The 21,581-nt window shown below is 71.5% G+C and carries 20 protein-coding genes; 5 read left to right on the plus strand and 15 right to left on the minus strand.

Annotated features, from left to right (window positions below; all coding sequences use genetic code 11):
- Nucleotides 1-180: 180 nt before the first annotated feature.
- The gene (locus G6N10_RS07810; protein ID WP_085097073.1) at nucleotides 181-981 is read right to left on the minus strand and encodes a DoxX family protein; all 801 of its coding nucleotides are present in this window, start codon (nucleotides 979-981) and stop codon (nucleotides 181-183) included.
- Nucleotides 982-1,129: 148 nt separating this feature from the next.
- Here G6N10_RS07810 and G6N10_RS07815 point away from each other — a divergent pair, with 148 nt between their 5' ends.
- Entirely contained in the window at nucleotides 1,130-2,269 is a 1,140-nt protein-coding gene (locus G6N10_RS07815) for a PQQ-dependent sugar dehydrogenase (protein ID WP_085097070.1), read from the plus strand.
- Between the two features lie 99 nt (nucleotides 2,270-2,368).
- On the opposite strand, the gene gatB is transcribed toward G6N10_RS07815, so the two are convergent.
- From gatB to gatC, 3 genes are all read right to left on the minus strand, one after another.
- Nucleotides 2,369-3,880, minus strand: coding sequence for an Asp-tRNA(Asn)/Glu-tRNA(Gln) amidotransferase subunit GatB (gene gatB, locus G6N10_RS07820; protein WP_085097067.1), 1,512 nt, complete (start codon nucleotides 3,878-3,880; stop codon nucleotides 2,369-2,371).
- Nucleotides 3,881-4,228: 348 nt separating this feature from the next.
- On the minus strand, nucleotides 4,229-5,716 hold the full coding sequence (gene gatA, locus G6N10_RS07825) for an Asp-tRNA(Asn)/Glu-tRNA(Gln) amidotransferase subunit GatA (protein WP_085097064.1): 1,488 nt from the start codon (nucleotides 5,714-5,716) through the stop codon (nucleotides 4,229-4,231).
- Nucleotides 5,713-6,012, minus strand: coding sequence for an Asp-tRNA(Asn)/Glu-tRNA(Gln) amidotransferase subunit GatC (gene gatC / locus G6N10_RS07830; RefSeq protein ID WP_085097061.1), 300 nt, complete (start codon nucleotides 6,010-6,012; stop codon nucleotides 5,713-5,715). The genes gatA and gatC overlap by 4 nt, the downstream gene beginning before the upstream one ends.
- A gap of 105 nt (nucleotides 6,013-6,117) precedes the next feature.
- Between gatC and G6N10_RS07835 the strand changes: the two genes are divergently transcribed.
- A complete protein-coding gene (locus G6N10_RS07835; RefSeq protein ID WP_085097209.1) occupies nucleotides 6,118-6,777 on the plus strand; it encodes an ACT domain-containing protein in 660 nt (219 codons plus the stop codon).
- A 66-nt stretch (nucleotides 6,778-6,843) separates the two neighbouring features.
- Here G6N10_RS07835 and G6N10_RS07840 read toward each other — a convergent pair whose 3' ends face one another.
- Nucleotides 6,844-7,992, minus strand: coding sequence for a DUF4878 domain-containing protein (locus G6N10_RS07840; protein ID WP_163742325.1), 1,149 nt, complete (start codon nucleotides 7,990-7,992; stop codon nucleotides 6,844-6,846).
- Nucleotides 7,993-8,112: 120 nt separating this feature from the next.
- Nucleotides 8,113-10,194, minus strand: coding sequence for an NAD-dependent DNA ligase LigA (gene ligA / locus G6N10_RS07845; protein WP_085097055.1), 2,082 nt, complete (start codon nucleotides 10,192-10,194; stop codon nucleotides 8,113-8,115).
- A gap of 326 nt (nucleotides 10,195-10,520) precedes the next feature.
- On the opposite strand from ligA, the gene G6N10_RS07850 reads away from it, so the two are divergent.
- A complete protein-coding gene (locus G6N10_RS07850) occupies nucleotides 10,521-10,967 on the plus strand; it encodes an MmcQ/YjbR family DNA-binding protein (RefSeq protein WP_085097052.1) in 447 nt (148 codons plus the stop codon).
- On the opposite strand, the gene G6N10_RS07855 is transcribed toward G6N10_RS07850, so the two are convergent.
- The 9 genes from G6N10_RS07855 to G6N10_RS07895 form a co-directional block, all read right to left on the minus strand.
- The gene (locus G6N10_RS07855) at nucleotides 10,952-11,266 is read right to left on the minus strand and encodes an ArsR/SmtB family transcription factor (protein WP_085097206.1); all 315 of its coding nucleotides are present in this window, start codon (nucleotides 11,264-11,266) and stop codon (nucleotides 10,952-10,954) included. The two genes, G6N10_RS07850 and G6N10_RS07855, sit on opposite strands and share 16 nt — an antisense overlap.
- Complete coding sequence (locus G6N10_RS07860) at nucleotides 11,263-11,748, minus strand: SRPBCC family protein (protein ID WP_085097049.1); 486 nt, start codon at nucleotides 11,746-11,748, stop codon at nucleotides 11,263-11,265. Before G6N10_RS07860 ends, G6N10_RS07855 begins: the two co-directional genes overlap by 4 nt.
- Nucleotides 11,749-11,818: 70 nt before the next feature.
- Complete coding sequence (locus G6N10_RS07865) at nucleotides 11,819-12,829, minus strand: methionine synthase (protein ID WP_085097046.1); 1,011 nt, start codon at nucleotides 12,827-12,829, stop codon at nucleotides 11,819-11,821.
- A 126-nt stretch (nucleotides 12,830-12,955) separates the two neighbouring features.
- Nucleotides 12,956-14,029, minus strand: a complete 1,074-nt coding sequence (gene mnmA / locus G6N10_RS07870; protein ID WP_085097043.1) for a tRNA 2-thiouridine(34) synthase MnmA — start codon at nucleotides 14,027-14,029, stop codon at nucleotides 12,956-12,958.
- A 2-nt stretch (nucleotides 14,030-14,031) separates the two neighbouring features.
- The gene (locus G6N10_RS07875; protein WP_085097040.1) at nucleotides 14,032-15,222 is read right to left on the minus strand and encodes a cysteine desulfurase family protein; all 1,191 of its coding nucleotides are present in this window, start codon (nucleotides 15,220-15,222) and stop codon (nucleotides 14,032-14,034) included.
- Nucleotides 15,223-15,267: 45 nt separating this feature from the next.
- The gene (locus G6N10_RS07880; protein WP_085097037.1) at nucleotides 15,268-16,122 is read right to left on the minus strand and encodes a lysophospholipid acyltransferase family protein; all 855 of its coding nucleotides are present in this window, start codon (nucleotides 16,120-16,122) and stop codon (nucleotides 15,268-15,270) included.
- Nucleotides 16,119-17,018 (minus strand): GNAT family N-acetyltransferase, encoded by a 900-nt coding sequence (locus G6N10_RS07885; protein WP_085097034.1) that lies wholly within the window; start codon nucleotides 17,016-17,018, stop codon nucleotides 16,119-16,121. The genes G6N10_RS07880 and G6N10_RS07885 overlap by 4 nt, the downstream gene beginning before the upstream one ends.
- A gap of 141 nt (nucleotides 17,019-17,159) precedes the next feature.
- Nucleotides 17,160-18,116 carry an electron transfer flavoprotein subunit alpha/FixB family protein gene (locus G6N10_RS07890; protein WP_085097031.1) on the minus strand — a complete coding sequence of 319 codons (957 nt, stop codon included), beginning with the start codon at nucleotides 18,114-18,116 and terminating at the stop codon, nucleotides 17,160-17,162.
- A gap of 35 nt (nucleotides 18,117-18,151) precedes the next feature.
- Nucleotides 18,152-18,943 (minus strand): electron transfer flavoprotein subunit beta/FixA family protein, encoded by a 792-nt coding sequence (locus G6N10_RS07895; protein ID WP_085097029.1) that lies wholly within the window; start codon nucleotides 18,941-18,943, stop codon nucleotides 18,152-18,154.
- A gap of 214 nt (nucleotides 18,944-19,157) precedes the next feature.
- On the opposite strand from G6N10_RS07895, the gene G6N10_RS07900 reads away from it, so the two are divergent.
- Entirely contained in the window at nucleotides 19,158-19,967 is an 810-nt protein-coding gene (locus tag G6N10_RS07900; protein ID WP_085097026.1) for a class I SAM-dependent methyltransferase, read from the plus strand.
- Nucleotides 19,964-21,568 (plus strand): 1,4-alpha-glucan branching protein domain-containing protein, encoded by a 1,605-nt coding sequence (locus tag G6N10_RS07905; RefSeq protein ID WP_085097023.1) that lies wholly within the window; start codon nucleotides 19,964-19,966, stop codon nucleotides 21,566-21,568. The genes G6N10_RS07900 and G6N10_RS07905 overlap by 4 nt, the downstream gene beginning before the upstream one ends.
- The last annotated feature ends 13 nt before the right edge of the window (nucleotides 21,569-21,581 follow it).

The following is a 21,581-nucleotide window of genomic DNA, read 5'->3' on the forward strand; positions in this document are numbered from 1 at the left end:
CTTCGGCAGGGTTTTCGGCGTTTCGGAGGCAGCACCGCAGGTCCGGCGCCGGTGGCGACGGACGACGACACCGGCACCGCAGGCACGGCAGCGACACCTACCGAACCGGAGCGCGGATGTGAGGAGATCGACCCGTCGATCGCGACGGGTCGAGGCCGGATCAGGCCGGATCAGGCCGGGTCAGGCCAGCGGGTTGGCGCCGTTGAGCAGGAACCAGATCCCGACGCCCACCCCGATGCCCAGCAGCAGCGCCAAGAACGAGCCGATGAACGGCCGTCGGGCCCAACCGCGACCGGCGTCGAAGCCGTACCGGCCGGGGCCGGTCAGCACGATGGAAGCGGCCAGCACGATCAGGATCAGCAGGTATTCGTGCCCGGCGGGCAGGAAAAACGCCAGGTTGCGGCCCCCGTCGGAGGCCACCGCGGCCAGCAGCGCGTTGACCAGGTAGGCCAGCGCGGCCGCGGCGGCCAGCGGGGTGAACAGGCCCAGCACCAGCAGCACACCGGCGGTGATCTGGGTGCCCGCCGCCACATAGGTCAGGATGTCGGCGTGCTGGTAGCCCATCTCGGTCAGCGAGTCACGCAGCCCGGACAGGCCGTTCCCGCCCCACCAGCCGAAGATCTTGTGCAGACCGTGCACGATCAGCAGGGCGCCGAAACCGGCTCGCAGCAGCAGCAGGCCCAGGTCCTGGGTGCCGCGGCGCCCGGCCGCGCGTACCCGCTCGTCGTCGATGGGCGGGCCGATCTCCACCGGCCCGGTCGACATGTAGCGGCCGGCGGCCGGTTGCACGTAGGGCAGCGGTTCCGGCTCGTGCAGCAGGTCCATCCCAGAACTCGAGGAGCCGGGCGAGCCCTGGTAGGGCGGAATCGCGGTCGTCTCGAAATCCCCGCCGTAGGTGGCCGACGGCAGGTCGTCTTCAGGGTCCACCAGGCTCGGCGAACCGGGTCGCTGCCAGCGTGGGTCATCCGATGAGCTGGTCACAGCAGCCAGGGTAAGGCCCGGATCCCGGTAATTGGGGATTTGAACCGGCGCTGTGGCGCGTCATTATCAGACTGTTATGCAGGCCCGCGGCGGCGTTTGACCAAAGTGCCGTGGCACGGCTCCGCGCGGCATCCGTAACCTTGCTGGCATGAATGTGCGTGATCGGGGTCGTCGGCGGCTGTCCACGGCGGGTCTGGCCGTCGTCCTCACCGTGGTCACCACCGCGGCGATGACCGGTTGCGCCCGGTTCGACAATGCCCAGTCCGAGCCGTTCACCACCCGCGCCGAGGGTGGCGGCGGCGTCGCGACCACCACCACGCCGCCTCCCCCGCTGCCCGGCAAACCGTTCCCCAAGCAGTGCCCGGCGCCCGGGGTGATGCAGGGCTGCCTGGAGACCACCAGCGGCCTGATCATGGACGAGGCCAAATCCGCGTTGGTCGCCGAACGCACCACCGGCGCGGTCAAGCGGGTGTCCCTCACCGCCGAGCCGACGGTGAAGATGGTCATCCCGGTCGACCCGGCCGGCGACGGCGGGCTGCTCGACATCGTCGCCTCGCCGTCCTACGTTCAGGACCGGCTGACCTTCGCTCTGATCAGCACACCCACCGACAATCGGGTGGTGCGGATCGCCGACGGCGACGTGCCCAAGGACATCCTCACCGGAATCCCCAAGGGTGCCAACGGAAATGCCGGGTCGCTGATCTTCAGCAGCCCGACCACGCTGCTGGTCCAGACCGGCGACGCCGGCGACCCGGGCCTGGCGGGCGATCCGAACTCCAAGGCGGGCAAGATCCTGCGGATCGAGCAGCCGACGACGGTGGACCAGGCGCCGATCACCACCGCGCTGTCCGGCCTGGGCGCCGGCGGCGGCATGTGCATCGACCCCAAGGACGAATCGCTGTATGTCACCGACCGCTCCCCCAGCGGCGACCGGATGCAGCGAATCACCAAGGACTCCAAGGTCTCCACGGTCTGGACCTGGCCGGACAAGCCCGGCGTCGCCGGCTGCGTCGCACTCGACGGGACCGTGGTGGTGAACCTGGTCAACACCAAGGAGACCGTTGCCCTGCACCTGGCCCCCGACACCGGCGCGGTCACCGGCGACCCCGAGGTCATCCGCAAGGACCGGCACGGTCACGCCTGGTCGCTGGCGGTCTCCCCGGACGGCAACATCTGGGGCGCCACGGTCAATCGCGCCTTCGGCGATGCCGGCGAGTTCGACGACGTGGTGTTCCCGTTGTCGACCAGCGGCGGCGGCTTCCCGCGCGCCAACGACGAAAAGACGTAGGCCCCAGGACTGTTCGGCGCCGGGCTACTCGGCGCCAGGCCACTCGACGCCGGGCTACTCGGCGCCAGGCCACTCGACGCCGGGCTACTCGGCGCCGGGCTATTCGGCGCCGCAGGCCGCGAGCACCAACTCGCGGACCCGGGCGGCGTCGGCCTGCCCCTTGGTGGCCTTCATGACCGCGCCGACGATGGCGCCCGCGGCCGCCACCTTGCCACCACGGATCTTCTCGGCGACATCGGGATTGGCCGCCAGCGCCTCGTCGACCGCGGACTGGATCAGCGAGTCGTCACGCACCAGCGCCAGGCCGCGCGCGGTCATCACCGCCTCCGGCTCACCCTCACCGGCCAGCACGCCCTCCACCACCTGGCGGGCGAGCTTGTTGGACAGTTTGCCGTCGGCGATCAACGCGATGACCTCGGCCACCTGCCGCGCCGTGATGGCCAGATCGGCCGCCGCGACGCCGGCCTCGTTGGCCTTCTGGACCAGGAAGTTGCCCCACCAGGCGCGGGCCTGCTCGCTGGGTGCGCCCTCGGCGACCGTCTCGGCGACCAGCTCGACAACACCGTTGTTGACCAGGTCACGCATCACCTCGTCGGAAACACCCCAGTCCTGCTGAATCCGCTGCCGGACCAGCCACGGCAACTCGGGGATGGTCTCGCGCAGCCGCTGCACCAACTCACGGCTGGGGGCCACCGGCTCCAGGTCCGGCTCGGGGAAATAGCGGTAGTCCTCGGCGGTCTCCTTGGCGCGTCCGGGGCTCGTGTAGCCGTCCTCGTGGAAGTGCCGGGTCTCCTGGAACACCTCGCCACCGGAGGTCAGCACGGCGGCCTGCCTGCGCATCTCGTAGGTGACCGCCACCTCGACGCTCTTGAGCGAGTTGACGTTCTTGGTCTCGGTGCGGGTGCCGAATTCGGTTGTCCCCTTGGGCATCAGCGAGACATTCGAGTCGCACCGCATCGAACCCTGGTCCATCCGGACATCGGAGACCCCCAGGGACCGCAGCACCTCACGCAGCGCGGTCACGTAGGCGCGGGCGATCTGCGGCGCGCGATCGCCGGCGCCGACGATCGGCTTCGTGACGATCTCGATCAGCGGCACCCCGGCGCGGTTGTAGTCCAGCAGGGATTCGGTCGCCCCGGCGATCCGGCCGGTCTCGCTGCCCAGGTGCAGCGACTTGCCGGTGTCCTCCTCCATGTGGGCGCGCTCGATGTCGACCCGCCAGGTGCTGCCGTCCTCCAGCGGCACGTCCAGGTAGCCGTTGATGGCGATCGGCTCGTCATACTGGCTGATCTGGTAGTTCTTCGGCATGTCCGGGTAGAAGTAGTTCTTCCGAGCGAACCGGCACCACTCGACGATCTCGCAGTTGAGCGCCAGGCCGATCCGGATGGCGGACTCCACCGCCGCGGCATTCAGGGTGGGCAGCGCGCCGGGCATCCCCAGACACGTCGGGCACACCTGGGTGTTGGGTTCGGCGCCGAAAGTGGTCGCGCAGCCGCAGAACATCTTGGTGGCCGTCGACAGCTCGACGTGCACCTCCATGCCCATCACCGGGTCGTAGGTGGCGAGGACGTCGTCGTAGTCCAGCAGATCGGCAGTCGCGGCAGAACTCATGCGTCGATCCTAATTCGGACCCTCCCGACCCCGGCCGAGGCCTCCGCTGCGCTACGGAGCGGCGCTACGGCTTCGTCACCGGGCCCACCCCACCTGCCCGGCTCCTCCGCCTCCGCTGCGCTACGGCTTCGTCACCGGGCCACACCCGACTTGCCCGGCTCCTCCGCCTCCGCTGCGCTACGGCTTCGTCACCGGGCCACACCCGACTTGCCCGGCTCCTCCGCCTCCGCTGCGCTACGGCTTCGTCACCGGGCCACACCCGACTTGCCCGGCTCCTCCGCCTCCGCTGCGCTACGGCTTCGTCACCGGGCCACACCCGACTTGCCCGGCTCCTCCGCCTCCGCTGCGCTACGGCTTCGTCACCGGGCCACGCGCCGCCTCGTAGGCCGCCCCGACCCGGTACAGCCGATCATCGGCCATCGCGGGCGCCATGATCTGCAACCCGACCGGCAGGTTGTCGTCCGGCGCCAGGCCCGACGGCACCGACATGCCGCAGTGCCCCGCCAGGTTCAGCGGCAGCGTGCACAGGTCGAACAGGTACATGGCCAGCGGATCGTCGACCTTCTCGCCCAGCCGGAACGCGGTGGTCGGGGTGGCCGGCGAAACCAGCACGTCGACAGACTGGTAGGCGCGGTCGAGGTCGTCGGCGATCAGCGTGCGGACCTTCTGCGCCTGGTTGTAGTAGGCGTCGTAGTAGCCCGCCGACAGCGCGTAGGTGCCGATCATGATCCGGCGCTTGACCTCCGGACCGAAGCCGGCCGCGCGGGTCAGCGCCATCACCTCGTCGGCGCTGTGGGTGCCGTCGTCACCAACCCGCAGCCCGTACCGCATGGCGTCGAAGCGGGCCAGGTTCGAGGAAACCTCCGAGGGCAGGATCAGGTAGTAGGCCGCCAGCGCGTGGTCGAAGTGCGGGCAGTCCACCTCGGTGATCTCGGCGCCGAGCGCACGCAGCTGCTCGACGGCGGCGTTGAACGACTCCAGCACGCCCGGCTGATAGCCCTCGCCGCGGTGCAGCTGGGACACCACACCCACCCGCACCCCGCGCAGGTCCCCGGCGGCGCCGGCGCGAGCGGCACCGACCACGTCGGGCACCGCGGCGTGCACCGAGGTCGAATCGCGCGGATCGTGACCGGCGATCACCTCGTGCAGCAGCGCGGTGTCCAGCACGGTGCGCGCGCACGGCCCGCCCTGGTCCAGCGACGACGCGCAGGCGATCAGGCCGTACCGGCTGACCGTGCCGTAGGTGGGCTTGACGCCGACGGTGGCCGTCAGCGCGGCGGGCTGCCGGATCGAGCCGCCGGTGTCGGTGCCGATCGCCAGCGGTGCCTGGTGCGCGGCCAGCGCCGCGGCGCTCCCGCCGCCGGAGCCGCCCGGCACCCGCTCGGTGTCCCACGGGTTTCGGGTCGGGCCGTAGGCGGAGTTCTCCGTGGAACTACCCATGGCGAACTCGTCCATGTTGGTCTTGCCGAGGATCGGGATGCCGGCCGCGCGCAGCCGCGCGGTGACGGTGGCGTCGTACGGCGACATCCACCCCTCCAGGATCTTCGATCCGGCGGTGGTCGGCATGTCGGTCGTGGTGAACACGTCCTTGAGCGCCAGCGGCACCCCGGCCAGCGCCGAGGGCAGCGGCTTTCCGTCGGCAACCAGGGCGTCGACCTCGGCGGCCGCGGACAACGCCTGCTCGGCGCCGACGTGCAGGAACGCGTGATAGGTGTCGTCGGTGGCGGCGATGCGGTCCAGGCACGCCTGGGTCGCCGCGACCGAGGAGATCTCCCCGGCGGCGATCCCGGTGGCCAGCGTGGCCGCGTCGAGCTGGGTCAGGTCGGTGCTGGTCACTGGCTCTCTCCGAGAATCTGCGGCACGGCGAAGCGGCCCTCGGCCGCCCGCGGGGCCTGGTCAAGCGCCTGCTCCTGGGTGAGTCCGGGCAGCACGACGTCCGGGCGGGTGACGTTGACGTCGGTGAGCGGGTTGTCGGTCGCCACCACCCCGGTGACGTCGACGGATTGGATGCGGCCGACGTGATCGATGATCGCGTCGAGCTGGCCGGAGAAGCTGTCCAGCTCGGCGTCGGTCAGCGCCAGCCGGGCCAGCCGCGCCAGGTGGGCGACGTCGTCTCGAGAGATTTGTGACACGGGATAAAAGCCTATCGTCCGACCTCGGGCGGCCACGGGTTGGTCCGCTCCGGGCGCGCGGCCTTCGCACTGCCGGGCGCCCGAGGCTGTGCAAAGCTGGAATTCGTGCCTTCGTATCTACTGCGCGTTCAACTCGCCGATCGCCCCGGCAGCCTCGGCTCCCTGGCGGTCGCCCTCGGGTCGGTCGGGGTCGACATCCTTTCCCTCGACGTCGTCGAGCGCGAAGTCGGCTACGCCGTCGACGACCTGGTGGTCGAACTGCCCTCCGGCGGGATGCCGGACGCCGTGATCACCGCGGCCGAGGCACTCAGCGGCATCCGGGTGCAGAGCATCCGGCCGCACACCGGCCTGCTGGAGGCCAATCGCGAGCTGGAACTGATCGCCCACGTCGCGGCCGGCCAGGGCCGGGGCGCCAAGATGCAGATCCTGGTCGACGAGGCACCGCGGGTGCTGCGGGTGGCCTGGACCAGCATCGTCACCCAGACCGACGGACCGCTGCAGCGGGTGGCCGGCAGCGCGGCCGCCCCCGAGACGCTGTGCCAGACCGTGCCGTGGCTGCCGCTGGAGGCGGCCACCGCGCTCGACGGCACCGCCGACTGGGTTCCTCAGCTGTGGCGAGACCTGGACACCGCGCTGGCGGCCGCGCCGCTGGGCAGCTCGGACACCGCGCTGGTGCTCGGCCGGGTCGGCGGCCCGGAGTTTCTGCCCTCCGAGATCGCCCGGCTGGGCTACCTCAGCGGGATCGTCACCTCACTGCTGCGCTGACCGCCCGGCAAACCCAATCGCCGCGCCGGATCTGTCGATCCGGCGCGGCGATTGGGTTTGCTCGGTTCAGCTGAACAGCACCGTCGGCGGCGAGGTGCTCACGTCGATCTTGCCGTAGACGTAGGCGTTGTCGGAGTCCGTCTTGGTGCCACCCCGGGTGCTCTGGTAGCTCACCGGGAACACCAGCGTCCCGGTGAACCGCACCTCGGTGGAGTAGCTGGACAGGCCCTCGATGGTCAGCGGCGACAGGTCCGGCATGCTCCAGGTGGCGGTGTTGTCGACGGCGTCGTAGGCGTACAGATCCTGCGGGCACCCGGTGGGCTTCAGCGCCGTGGACTGCACGCAGGTGGTCAGCGCCGAGCTCAGGGCGCTCTTGACGGCCTGCGCGCCGGTGTCGCTGAGCTCAAACTTGACGTCGGACATGCTCAAGCTGAAGTAGCTCAGCCCCTTGAGCAGGATCGGCTCGGAGCTGACCTGCAGGTTCTCGTTGGTGGTGCCCCAGTCCTGCCAGCCCGGGAAGACATACACCGTCTCCTTGCCGAACGGGCTGCCGAACAGCGTCAGCGTCTCGGCCGCCTTGTCGTTGCTGACGTAGGACGGCTTCTCGATCTTGACGGCCGCGGCGTCCAGCTTCCAGTCGCTGCCGGACTTCTTCATGGAGATGGTCTCGTCGGACACCTTGTCGCCGAACTTGGCCGACACGTGCACCCGCGACATCCCGTACGAGGAATCGTCGTTGAGGATCTTGATGTCGGTGATCGGCGAGTGCTCGATCTGCTGCTTCAGCACCTCGTCGGTGAGGAACTCCTTGTTGCCGGGCTCGTCGTTGCTGTAGGACAGCGCCTCGGCGGCGTCGCCGGCGGCCAGCGCCTCCAGGTAGCCGCGCATGGCGTCACCCGCCGACCCGCCCTTGCCGCCGCCACCGGAGCTGACGACCACGGCAACCACGATGCCGAGCACCAGCAGCACCACCGCACCAATGGACAGCCCGATGATCAGCGGCTTCTTGTTCGACTTCGGCGGGGTGGTGCCGAGCTCGCCCCACTGCTGCGGGTAGCCGCCCGACGCCGGTGCCTGCGCTGCTCCCGGGTAGGGCTGCCAGCTGGACTGCGGCGGCACCGGGGTGCCCCAGGAACCCGAACTCGGGTAATCGACGGGGCCGCCCGCACCGGACGGGTCTGGGCCGCCGGGCTGTCCTCCGGACCAGTTCGTCAATTCGCCACCTCTAACGGTCGGCCGGCGGGGCACCATAACCCCCCGGCGAGCTTCACGATTGCTAGCAGTCTAAACAGGCCTCGGCTGCCCTCAGCACGCCAGTTTGGTGCGGGATCGGCGCTACTCCTCGGGGCCCGCGTCGAGCAGCCGCCGGAAGCCGTCCTCGTCGAGGATCGGGATGCCGAGCTCGACGGCCTTGTCGTACTTGGATCCGGGCGCATCGCCGGCCACGACGTACGCCGTTTTCTTCGACACCGAGCCGGCGGCCTTGCCGCCGCGGACCAGGATCGCCTCCTTGGCCTGATCACGGGAGAATCCGGCCAGCGAGCCGGTCACCACGATGGACAGCCCGTCCAGGGTGCGGGGCACCGATTCGTCGCGTTCATCGGCCATCCGGACCCCGGCCGCGCGCCATTTCGCCACGATGGCGCGATGCCAGTCCACGGTGAACCAGTCGATGACGGCGGCGGCGATGGTCGGGCCAACACCCTCGACCCCGGCCAGCTGCTCCTCCGAGGCGGCCTCGACGGCCTCCAGCGCGCCGAACTGGCCGGCCAGCGCGCGGGCGGCCGTCGGGCCGACGTGCCGGATAGACAACGCGACCAGCACCCGCCACAGCGCCTGCTCCTTGGCCGTGGCCAGGTTCTCCAGCAGCCGCGACCCGTTGGCCGACAGTTCGCCCTTGTTGGTGACGAAGAACTCGGCGCGCATGAGGTCCTCGGCGGTCAGGTCGAACAGGTCACCCTCGTCGGCGATGACGCCCGACTCCAGCAACGCGGCGGCCGCCTTCTCCCCGAGCGCCTCGATGTCGAAGGCACCCCGGCCGGCCAGGTGGAAGACGCGTTCACGCAGTTGCGCCGGGCAGCTGCGCGAGTTCGGGCAGCGGATGTCGGCGTCGCCCTCCTTGGCCGGGGCCAGCTCGCTGCCGCAGTCCGGGCAGTGCGTCGGCATCACGAAGGCGCGCTCGGAGCCGTCGCGCAGATCGACCACCGGGCCGAGCACCTCGGGGATCACGTCACCGGCCTTGCGGATGACGACGGTGTCGCCGATCAGCACGCCCTTGCGCTTGACCTCGGAGGCGTTGTGCAGGGTGGCCAGCGCCACCGTCGAGCCGGCCACCCGCACCGGTTCCATGTAGGCGAACGGGGTGACCCGCCCGGTGCGCCCGACGTTCACCCGGATGTCGAGCAGCCGGGTCTGGGCCTCCTCCGGCGGGTATTTGTAGGCGATGGCCCACCGGGGTGCCCGGGAGGTGGCGCCAAGGCGCCGCTGCAGCGCCATCTCGTCGACCTTGACCACCACGCCGTCGATCTCGTGCGCGACGTCGTGGCGATGCTCGCCCCAGTACCGGATCCGCTCCTCGACCGCGGCCAACCCCTGGACCCGCTGGGTGTGCTGCGACACCGGCAGCCCCCAGGCCGCCATCGCCAGGTAGGCGTCGTGCAGCGACGACGGGTTGAAGCCCTCGGTGTGGCCCAGCCCATGGCAGATCATCCGCAGCGGACGGCGGGCGGTGACCGCCGGGTTCTTCTGCCGCAGCGAGCCGGCCGCGCTGTTGCGCGGGTTGGCGAACGGCGGTTTGCCCTCCTCCACGAGGCTGGCGTTGAGCGCCGCGAAGTCGGCGACCCGGAAGAACACCTCTCCGCGGACCTCCAGGACGGCCGGGACCGGGTAGGCGTCGGTGCCGGTCAGCCGCTCCGGGATGTCGATGATGGTGCGCGCGTTGAGGGTGACGTCCTCGCCGGTGCGGCCGTCGCCGCGGGTGGCCGCGCGCTCCAGCCTGCCGTCGCGGTAGACCAGCGCCAGGGCGGCACCGTCGATCTTGAGCTCGCACAGGAAGTGCTCGTCGCTGCCGATCTCGGCCTGCAGCCGGGAGGTCCAGGCCGCCAGCTCGTCGGCGTTGAACACGTTGTCCAGGCTGAGCATGCGCTCCAGGTGCTCCGCGGCACCGAACTCGGTGTGGAATCCGGCGCCGCCGACCAGCTGGGTCGGCGAGTCCGGGGTGCGCAGCTCGGGGTGGTCGTCCTCCAGCGCCTGCAGCCGGCGCAGCAGCGCGTCGAAGTCGGCATCGGTGATGATCGGCGCGTCCCGCACGTAGTAGCGGAACTGGTGGTCGCGCACCTCTTCGGCCAGCACCTGCCACTGGTGGCGCAGCTCCGATTCGGCGGCGTCGGCTCCCAGGTCGGCTTCGGTTCCGCTCACGCCGCAAGAGTAGTCGGCGGGGCCACCGGCCCGGGCCGCGCAAGTCGGGCACGCTGCTGCGGTGCACCCGCTGGGCACGGCGGCGAGCCCCGCCGCTGCCCGCCGGCGAGGGGCCGCCCGCCGGGTCTGCACAGATGTCCGCTGGGAGAGCCGCCATGTGGATAATCCACATGGACCCCCCGATTTCACCCCATTTGTGCAGAGCCTCTCACGTGCCCCTGCCGGCATGACCTACGGCGCCGCCGCACCCAGGCTCGCCGAAACCACACCGCTATCGCCGGCCACTTTCGTAACAAGTCCGCCGGGTCCGCACTACCGTGGACAGGGTGCCGCACCCGATCATGTTCTCCGACGACGATCCGGGCCTGGCCGAGCTGCGCCGGATCGCCCTGGACCTGCCCGGCGCCTTCGAGAAGATCAGCCACGGCAGGCCGTCCTTCTGCGTCCCGACGATGTTCGCCATCTACGGCGGAAACATCAAGGTGCCCACCGACGCGCAGCGCCGTTGGGCGGACTCCGCCACCACCCGGACCGGCATGATCACGGTCCCGCACTGCGTGCTGATGAAGGTCGACCCCGCCGAACGCCCCGCGCTGGAACAGGATTCGCGGTTCTTCCACCCCGCCTATGTGGGACCGTTCGGCTGGCTGGGCCTGAACTTCGACGCCGCTCCGGTGGACTGGACCGAGGTCGCCGAGCTCGTCGACGCGTCGTATCGGCTGACTGCGGCCAAGCGGCTGATCAAGCAGCTCGACGATCAATCCTCGACGTAGTCGCGCAGCCGGTCGAGCCGCGCGTCCCAGCGCCGGGACAGCACCCTCAACTGGTCGGCGAGCCCGGTCAGCGATTCCGGGCGTACCGCCCAGATCCGCTCGCGACCGCGCCTGGCGCTGGTCACCACCCCCGCCGCGCTCAGCACCTCCAGGTGCTTGGTGGCGGCCTGCCGGGTCGACGGCAGCATTCGGCTCAGCGCCGAGGTCGGGCTGGGTCCGTCTTCACAGAGCGCAATGACCATCCGCAGCCGGTTCGGGTCACCGAGCGCGCCGAACACCGGTGCGTCGGCGACGCTCAGGCCCACGCCGGATCCGTGACGTAGCGACCCACCAGGTCCAGCTGGATGGTCCAGCCCCGGTCGTTGTCGGTCCAGGACGACCGGCGCGGCCCCGCAGGCAGCGCGTCGAAGCCCGACTCCATGACCGTCAGGCGCACCCCGTCGGCGGTCTCGGACAGGGTGAACTCGACCAGGGTGAACAGCTCGGCGAACTCGTTGCCGGGCAATGGATTCCAGCGAAAGGCCAGCTGCTTCCGTGGCTGCACCGAGACGATCTGCAGCGGGAACGGGCCGTGCGGATGGGCGCACTGCTCGGCGGCCACCGCCTCGTCGATCAGGGTTCCGGTCATCTCGGCGTTGACGACCGATCCGGCGACGAAGGGGCCGTCGACCCGCACGCCGAACCAGCGGCCGAATTCGGTGGCATCAGCGATGGCCCGCCAGACCCGGTCCAGCGGCGCGTGCAGCACGACGCTCTTTTCGATGCGATCAATGTTCGCCATAAAAGCAACCTCCTGGTTGCCTGATGCTAACCGTCGATTTCGCTATAGGCAATCTTTTGGTTGCGCATTTTCAGGCCGCGTCCGGGTCGGCGGCGATGCCGTCGGCCACCCGCTGGCACAGTTCGACCGCGGTCCGGGCCCAGTCCAGCCCGGCCTCGGCCAACCCGCAGGCCGGCGTCACCCCGATCTGCTCGGCCAGCACCGCGCGGGCGAACCCGAGACGGTCGGTCACCGCCGCCGCGGCCGCGGCGACCTGTTCGACCCCCGGGCGCGGGGTGACCGGCCGGCCCGGCAGCACACCGAGTTGCACGGTGCGCCCGGATTCGATGAACTCCCCCACCCCGTCCAGGTCGGCGGCGTCGAGCACCGCGACGTCCACCGACACCGCATCGATCTGACTGCGCTGCAAGACATCCCAGGGAATGTCGGGGGCACAGCAGTGCACCGAGAGCGGCGCCGCTATGCGTGCCGCGCAGCCGTCGAGCAGCTCCACCGCGACCGGACCGTCGATCGGATGCACCGCCGACAACGCGGTGACCCCGCCGAGCCGCCCGGCCAGCGCCGCGGGCAACGACGGTTCGTCGAGTTGCGCGACGACCGTCGTCTCCAACCGCCGGGCCACGTTCGCCAGATGCTCGGCGATCCCCTCGGCCAGCGAGGCGGCCAGGTCGCGCACCGCCCCCGGGTCGGTGATCGCCCGATGCCCGTTGGCCAGCTCCAACTGCGCGGCCAGGGTGACCGGCCCGGGCGCGGCGACCTTGACCGGGCGTCCGCTGCCGCGCAGGCCGGCGTTCTCCCACGCCTCCTCCAGCGCGTCGAGGTCCTCGCCGAGCAGGCTGATCGCCCGGCGGCTCACCGCGCCCGGGCGGGCGACCAGCCGGTAGCCGCGGGTGCTGGTGTCGATGGCGATGTCGACCAGCAGTGCCCCGGCCCGCCCGATCAGGTCCGCCCCCACCCCGCGGGCCGGCAACTCCGTCAGCGGGGTCAGGCTGTGCAGTTCACCGACGACGATCTCGGCGGCCTGCCGGGCGGAGGTTCCCGGCCAGGAGCCGATGCCGGTCGCGGTGGCGAAGATGCTCACCGGACCACCGTATGGGATCACCGCGGCCCGGCGAAAACAACCGCGGCGCGGGTCCCGGCACGGCAGCGCTGATGTCCGGATTCGTGCGGACACCGGCCGGCAGCTACGCCACGCCGGGGCGCGATCTCAGCGCGCGGCGCTGATCGTCGCGCTGGCCAGCACCTCGTCGCCGTCGGGATCGGGGCGGTAGAACACCACGGTCTGGCCGGTGGCCACCCCGCGCAGCGGGGAGCTCAGCCGCACCCGCAGATCGCCGTCGACGAACTCGGCGACCGCGTCGGCGATGCCGCCGTGCGCCCGCACCTGAGCCTGTCCCTGCACCGGGCCGGCCAGCGGGCTGCCCGAGGTGAAAATCGGGTCCCGGCCGGTCAATTCGGTGACCTCCAGATCCTCCAGCCGCCCGACCTGCACCGTCGCGGTGGCCGCGTCGATGCCGGTGACGTAGCGGGGCTGACCGTCCGGGCCGGGCCCGGCAATGCCCAGGCCCTTGCGTTGCCCGATGGTGAAGCCGTGCACCCCGTCGTGCTCGGCGAGCACGGTGCCCGCGGCGTCGACGACGCTGCCGCGGCGCACCCCGATCCGCGCGCCCAGGAACGCCTGGGTGTCCCCGGACGGGATGAAGCAGATGTCGTGACTGTCGGGCTTGCCCGCGGTGATCAGACCGCGCTCGGCGGCCTCGGCGCGGATCGCCGACTTCGGGGTGTCGCCGATCGGGAACAGTGCGCGGCGCAGCTGTCCGGCGGTCAGCACCGCCAGCACGTAGGACTGGTCCTTGTCGGGGTCCACGGCGCGGCGCAGCCTGCCGCCGGCGAGCCGGGCGTAGTGGCCGGTGGCCAGCGCGTCGAAGCCCAGCGCCAGCGCGCGGGCGGCCATGGCGGAGAACTTGATTCGCTCATTGCACCGCACGCAGGGGTTCGGCGTTTCCCCGCGGGCGTACGCGTCGACGAAGTCGTCGATCACCTCGGCCTTGAACTGATCGGCGAAATCCCAGACGTAGAAGGGGATTCCGAGCACGTCGGCGACCCGTCGGGCATCACCGGCGTCCTCCCTGGAGCAGCAGCCGCGCGACCCGGTCCGCAGCGTGCCCGGCGCGCTGGACAGCGCCAGATGCACCCCGACCACGTCGTGGCCGGCATCGACCATTCGGGCGGCGGCGACCGACGAGTCCACCCCACCGCTCATCGCAACCAGTACCCGCATGCTCACCACATCCCGGTGCTGGCCAGCGCGGCCTGCCGGGCCCGCTCGACGACCGCGGGCAGCACCTGCAGCGCCGCGTCGATGTCGGCCTCGGTACTGGTGTGCCCCAGGGTCAGCCGGATCGACCCGCGCGCACTTTGCCGGGTGCGGCCCATGGCCAGCAGCACGTGCGAGGGCTGCGCCACCCCGGCCGTGCAGGCCGAACCGGTGGAGCATTCGATTCCGTTGGCATCCAGCAGCATCAGCAGCGAGTCACCCTCGCAGCCGCCGAAGGTGAAGTGCGCATTGCCGGGCAGCCGGTACTCCCGCGACCCGTTGAGCGTCACGTCGTCGATGCCGGCCAGCACGCCGTCGATAAGCCGGTCCCGCAGCCCGGTCAGCCGGTCGGCGTTGCGTTCCAGCGCGCCGACGGCGATCCGGGCGGCCTCGGCCAGGCCCACCGCGCCGGCGACGTCCGGGGTGCCCGACCGCACGTCGCGCTCCTGCCCACCGCCGTGGGTCAGCGGCATGCACGCGGTGTCGCGGCGCAGCAGCAGCACGCCGGTGCCTACCGGGCCGCCGAACTTGTGCCCGGTGACGCTGGCCGCGGCCAGTCCGCTGGCGGCAAAGTCCACCGGCACCTGGCCGACGGCCTGGACGGCGTCGCTGTGCATCGGCACGCCGAACTCGGCGGCGACGGCGGCCAGCTCGGTGACCGGCAGCAGGGTGCCGACCTCGTTGTTGGCCCACATCGCGGTGACCAGGGCGACGTCGTCGTGCCGACTCAGCGCCGCGCGCAGCGCGGCCGGGCTGACCGACCCGTCCGGTTCGGTCGGCAGCACGGTCAGGGTGGCGCCCTGCTGCTCGGTGAGCCATTGCACCGCGTCGAGCACGGCGTGGTGCTCGACCGCGGTGGTGATGATGCGGCGCCGCGCCGGATCGGCGGCGGTGCGCGCCCAGAAGATGCCCTTGACGGCCAGGTTGTCACTCTCGGTACCGCCGGCGGTGAAGATCACCTCGGAGGGCCGGCAGCCGAGCGCCCCGGCGATGGTCTCCCGGGACTCCTCCATCCGGCGCCGAGCGGCCCGGCCCGCGCTGTGCAGCGACGAGGCGTTGCCGACGGTGCCCAGCAGGCCCGTCATCGCCTCGATGGCGCTCGGGTACATCGGGGTGGTGGCGGCGTGGTCGAGATACACCGGAGGGGCGGGGGTCATGGCCTGTCAAGGATACCGGCAGCGCGGATCCGCGCCCCGATGCCGTCAGGCGGCCAACCGGACCTGCCGGCGCGCGGCCGGCCGGTGCGCGCGCACGCTCACCGCGCCCAGGACCTGCGCCTGGGTCCGGGCCGCCAGTGCTCGCCGGTCGCCGCCGGGCAGTTGTAGGGGCCCGACGTGCACCCGCACCACGGTGCGACGGGCGGTCAGCAGCCGGCGCAGCGACGCGCCAAGGGTGTCCTCGCCGATGTAGGCCGCCGCGGTGGACGGCCGACCGTCGCGCTGTCGGTAGCTGACCCGCAGCGGCTGCACCGGGCGGCCGGCGTCGATGGCCGCCTGGAACAGCGCGGGGGCGAACCGGCCGTGCGCCAGCCCGCACCAGGTGGTGCCCTCCGGGAAGGCCACCACGGTCTTGCCGGCGCGCAACCGCTCGGCGACGACGCCGACGACCGCGGGCAGCCGGCGCAGGTTGCCCCGCTCGATCGGGATGACCTGCAGCCAGCGGGCCAGCCGGCCCAGGGCCGGCCAGCCGACCATCTCGGCCTTGGCGACGAAGGTGCCGGGCGCGACCGCCCCGACCACGAACACGTCGGCCCAGGAGACGTGGTTGCTGGCGATCAACACGCCGCTCAGGTTGCGCACCGGGCCGCCGGTGACCCGGACTCGCACCCCCAGCGCGGCCAGCACCAGCCGGCAGTAGCCGCGCCGCAGTGCCGGGCCGGCCGGGCCAAGCAGCCCCGCCAGGGCCAGCATCGGCAGCCCGGGGACCAGCACGGCCAGCGCCGCCGCCCGGCGGGCCTGCCGCCAGGCGACCGCCAGCCGATGCCCGATCGGGTCGGTGCCTGCGGCCAGGCAGTGCTCGTCGCAGCAGGCCCGGGGCAGCCACGGGTTGGCGTTCATCGGCTGGCCGGCGCCGCGGAGCCGGCCGAGCGCAGCCGGTTCAGGTAGCGCACATCGGCCCGGCGCTTGTCCAGCAGCGCCGGGAAGTCGGCGACGCCGAACTCCGGGTCGTGCGCCGGTTCGCCGCAGACCTGTGCGCCCAGCCGCAGGTAGCCGCGCATCAGCGGCGGGATGGTGGGCCGGGCCGGCGCGGGCAGGTCGTCGAGCCCGCGGCCGTCCAGCCGCACCGGCCGGTGCGGCACGACGGTCAGTTCGGCGGGTGCGGCGTGCCGGCGGGCGACGAAGTCGCGGACCCCGCGGACCTGGCCGCCCGGGGCGCCCTCGCCGTGGATCGGGACCGACACACAGCCGGCCACCAGGTCGTAACCGGACCGGTCCAGGTAGGCCAGGATGCCGGTCCACATCAGCAGCACCACCGCGCCGTTGCGGTGATCGGCGCGCACCACCGCCCGGCCCATCTCGACCAGCGAGGGCCGCAGCGGGTCCCAGGCGCGCAGATCGAACTCGGTGGCGCTGTACAGACCGCCGGCGGCGATGGCGCCCGGGGGCGGCAGCATCCGGTAGCAGCCGACGATCTCGTCGCTGCCGTCGTCGCGGACCAGTAGGTGGTCGCAGTGCTCGTCGAACTCGTCGGCGTCGCGGCCGTCCGCCGCGGCCGGCGGGGCGAAGCCCGGTTCGGTGCTGAACACCCGATGGCGCAGCCGCTGGGCGGCGTCGATCAGCTCCGGGTCCCTCGACAGCAGCAGCGAGTAGCGCGGGGTCGGGCCGGCGGTGCCGGCGGCGGCTTCAGTGGCAGGAATGAGTGGGACGGGAATGCGTGGGACGGGAATGCGTGGGACGGGAATGCGTGGGACGGGAATGCGTGGGGCGGGAATGAGTACGGAAGCGGTGCTCATGCCCGTCAGGTTGGCCGGGCCGCGCGGCCCGCGGGCAAGCGCCGTGTGACGGGTTGTTGAGCATCAGGTGACGATTTCTCCCCCCGGCACGCAAAAACCCCGGCACGCCGAGGGCGCGCCGGGGTTTCTTTGCGAGCGTGATCAGCCCTTGCGAGCCTTGACGGCCTCGGTGAGCTGCGGAGCGACGTTGAACAGGTCGCCCACGATGCCCAGGTCGGCGATCTCGAAGATCGGCGCCTCTTCGTCCTTGTTGACCGCGACGATGGTCTTCGAGGTCTGCATGCCGGCCCGGTGCTGGATGGCACCGGAGATGCCCAGAGCGATGTACAGCTGCGGGGCGACGGTCTTGCCGGTCTGGCCGATCTGGAACTGACCCGGGTAGTACCCGGAGTCCACCGCGGCACGCGAGGCACCGACGGCGGCGCCGAGCGAGTCGGCGAGCTCCTCGACCACGGAGAACTTCTCCGCCGAGCCCACCCCGCGGCCGCCGGCCACGACGACCGACGCCTCGGTCAGCTCCGGACGGTCACCGGCGACGGCCGGCTCCCGCGAGGTGATCTTGGTGGCGTTCTCGGCCTGCGCGGGCACCTCGACGGTGACCTGCTCGCCGGCTCCGGCGACCTCTTCGGCCTCCAGGCCGCCCGGGCGCACCGTGTAGATCGGGGTGTCGGTGTTGACCTTGGCCTCCACCACGAACGCACCACCGAAGATGGAGTGCACGCCAACGCCCTCGGAGTTGATGTCGACGACGTCGACCAGCAGCCCGGAGCCGATCCGCGCGGCCAACCGGCCGGCGGTCTCCTTGCCGTCGGCGGTGGCCGCGAGCAGCACGCCGGCCGGGGTGGCGGACTCGACCAGGGCGGCCAGCACGTCCACGTAGGGGGTGACCAGGAAGTTGGCCACGTCGTCGGACTCGGCGACATAGATCTTCGCGGCGCCGGCGGCCTTGAGGCCGTCGACCAGCGGGGCGGCGGCGCCGGGGACACCCACCACGACCGCAGACGGCTCGCCCAGTCGGCGGGCCGCGGTGATGAGCTCGCTGGTGACCTTCTTCAGTGCACCATCGGCGTGCTCGACGAGCACAAGTACTTCAGCCATGAATTTTCAGCCTTCGTCTCGGTGTGAAAGAGGTCTTAGATGAGCTTCTGGGCGACCAGGTACTCGGCGATCTTGGTGCCGCCCTCGCCCTCGTCGGCGATCTTCTCGCCGGCAGCCTTCGGTGGCTTCGGGGTCGACGACACCACCGAGGAACCGGCGTTGGCCAGGCCGACCTCGTCGGCCTCGACGCCCAGATCGGCCAGGCTCAGCTCGACAACTTCCTTCTTCTTGGCGGCCATGATGCCCTTGAAGGAGGGGAAGCGCGGCTCGTTGATCTTCTCGCCGACGCTCACGATGGCGGGCAGGGTGGCCGACAGGCCGAACACGCCGTCGTCGGTCTCCCGCTCGGCGGTGACGGTGTCGCCGTCGACGGCCAGCTTGCGGACGTGGGTCAGCTGCGGCAGGCCCAGGTACTCGGCCACGATGGCCGGCACGGCGCCGCCGGCACCGTCGGAGGACGCGTTACCGGTGATGACCAGCTCGGCGCCCTCGATCTGCCCCAGCGCGCGGGCCAGCACCCACGCGGTCTGCAGGATGTCGGAGCCGTGGATGGCGTCGTCCTTGACGTGGACGGCCTTGTCCGCGCCCATCGACAGCGCCTTGCGGATCGCCTCGGTGGCCTTTTCCGGGCCGACGGTCAGCACGGTGACGACGGTGTCGTCGGCGTTCCTCTCCTTGATCTGCAGCGCTTCCTCGACGGCGCGCTCATTGATCTCGCAGAGCACCGAGTCGGCGGCTTCACGATCGAGCGTGAAATCGCCATCGGAGAGCTTGCGCTCCGATCCGGTGTCCGGGACCTGTTTGATCAGGACCACGATGTTCGTCATGCTCCGGTTCGTCCTCCTCGACGGGCCTTCGCGACCGCACTCGGCGACCCCGAAGGACATTGGCAACGGCCATGGTTCGCACCACCGCGCAATGTTACCGAGCGGTAACTTATGGTGGTCCGCCTGTCCACAATAGCGGGTGGCCCAGCCGGTTCCGACCGCCCGTACCCCTCGGACGTGCTAGCAACGGACCGCGCGGGTTAGCCTGCCATTAATGAGTGCATTCGTAACCGGCGATCCCGTCGCCGAACCTGGAGACCGCGACAGCGCCGCCGCGCTGCCGCTGACCGGCGAGCGCACGGTGCCCGGACTCGACGTCGAGAACTACTGGTTCCGCCGTCACGAGGTCGCCTACCTGCGGCTTGCCGACCGCTGCGCCGGTCGCCAGGTGCTCGAAGCCGGGTTCGGCGAGGGCTACGGCGCCGACCTGTTGGCCGGCGTCGCGACCACCGTGATCGGCGTGGACTACGACGAATCGGCGGTCGCGCACGCCCGGGCCCGCTACCCGCGGGTGCAGGTCCGGCAGGGCAATCTCGCCGCGCTGCCGCTGCCGGACGCCTCGGTCGACGCGGTGGTCAACTTCCAGGTCATCGAGCACCTGTGGGATCAGTCACAGTTCGTCGCCGAGTGCGCCCGGGTGCTGCGTCCGGGTGGCCTGCTGCTGATGTCCACCCCCAACCGGATCACCTTCACCCCCGACAGCGACACCCCGGTCAACCCGTTCCACACCCGCGAGCTGTCCGCCGCCGAGCTGACCGAACTGCTGACCGACGGCGGATTCGAGATCGAGTCGATGAACGGCGTCTATCACGGCGCCCGGCTGCGCGAGCTGGACGCCAAGTGGGACGGCTCGATCATCGACGCCCAGATCCGCCGCGCGCTGGCCGACGAGCCGTGGCCCGACGAGCTGCTCGCCGACGTCGCCGCGCTGACCGCCGACGACTTCGACCTGCTGCCCGACGATGGCACCGGCCCGGACATCGACACCAGCCTGGACCTGCTCGCGATCGCGGTGCGGCGATGACCGTTTCCACCCGCTCGGCGACCTCGGGGACCCCGGTGCCGGGCATGTTCACCCTGGTGCTGCACACCCACCTGCCCTGGCTGGCCCACCACGGCCGCTGGCCGGTCGGCGAGGAATGGCTCTATCAGTCCTGGTCGGCGTGCTATCTGCCGCTGGTGCGGGTGCTGCGCCGGCTGGCCGCCGAGGACCGCCGCAACCTGATCACCCTGGGCATCACCCCGGTGGTGGCCGCCCAGCTCGACGACCCGTACTGCCTCGACGGCATGGAGCACTGGCTGACCAACTGGCGGCTGCGCGCCGCCGAGGCCGCAGGCACCCGCGACGGCGACGCCGCCCCAGGCACCGCCAGCGCACCCGAGGCGATCCGCGCCTTCGGCGCCCGCGAATACGCCGAGGCGCAAACCGAACTCGACGAATTCGCCGCGCTGTGGCGACACGGCGGCAGCCCGCTGCTGCGCGCGCTGGTCGACGCGGGCACCGTCGAGTTGCTCGGCGGCCCGCTGGCGCACCCGTTCCAGCCGCTGCTCAATCCGCGGCTGCGCGACTTCGCGCTGCGCGAGGGCCTCGCCGACGCCGGCGCCCGGTTCGGCCACACCCCCACCGGCATCTGGGCGCCGGAATGCGCCTACGCCCCCGGCATGGAGCGCGGCTACGCCGCCGCCGGGGTCGGGCACTTCATGGTCGACGGCCCGTCGCTGCACGGCGACACCGCGCTCGGTCGCCCCGTCGGCGACACCGACGTGGTGGCCTTCGGCCGCGACCTGCAGGTCAGCTACCGGGTCTGGTCGCCGAAGTCCGGCTATCCCGGGCACGCCGCCTACCGCGATTTCCACACCTATCACCACGGCACCGGGCTCAAGCCGGCCCGGGTGACCGGGCGCAACGTGCCCTCCGAGGACAAGGCGCCGTATGACCCGGAGCGCGCCGACGCCGCCGTCGACACCCACGTCGCCGATTTCGTCGACATGGTCCGGCGCCGGCTGACCGCCGAATCCGAGCGGATCGGCCGGCCCGCGCACGTGGTGGCCGCCTTCGACACCGAACTGTTCGGGCACTGGTGGTACGAGGGTCCGATCTGGCTGGAGCGGGTGCTGCGGGCGCTGCCGGCCGCCGGGGTGCAGGTCGGCACCCTGGCCGACGCGCGGGCCGCCGGCTACGTCGGTACACCGGTGGAACTGCCGCCGAGTTCGTGGGGGTCCGGCAAGGACTGGCAGGTGTGGTCCGGCGAGCAGGTCGCCGACCTGGTCGTCCTCAACGCCGAGGTCGCCGACACCGCGCTGTCGGCGGTGGACAAGGCCATGGAGCAGGCCCGCAGCGCGGTGCCGCTGGGCGCCCCGATCCCCCGCGACCCGGTCGCCGACCAGATCCTGCGCGAGACGCTGCTGACGCTGTCCTCGGACTGGCCGTTCATGGTCAGCAAGGATTCCGCGGCCGACTACGCCCGGTACCGGGCGCACCTGCACGCCCACGCCACCCGGGAGATCGCCGGGGCGCTCGCCTCGGGTCGACGGGAGGTCGCCGAGCGGCTCGCCGCCGGATGGAGCCGCGCCGACGGCCTGTTCGGCGCCCTGGACGCCCGGCGGTTACCGCCACCATGCTGAGGTTGTTGTCGCG

The organism is Mycolicibacterium fallax (assembly GCF_010726955.1).
Taxonomy (GTDB): domain Bacteria; phylum Actinomycetota; class Actinomycetes; order Mycobacteriales; family Mycobacteriaceae; genus Mycobacterium; species Mycobacterium fallax.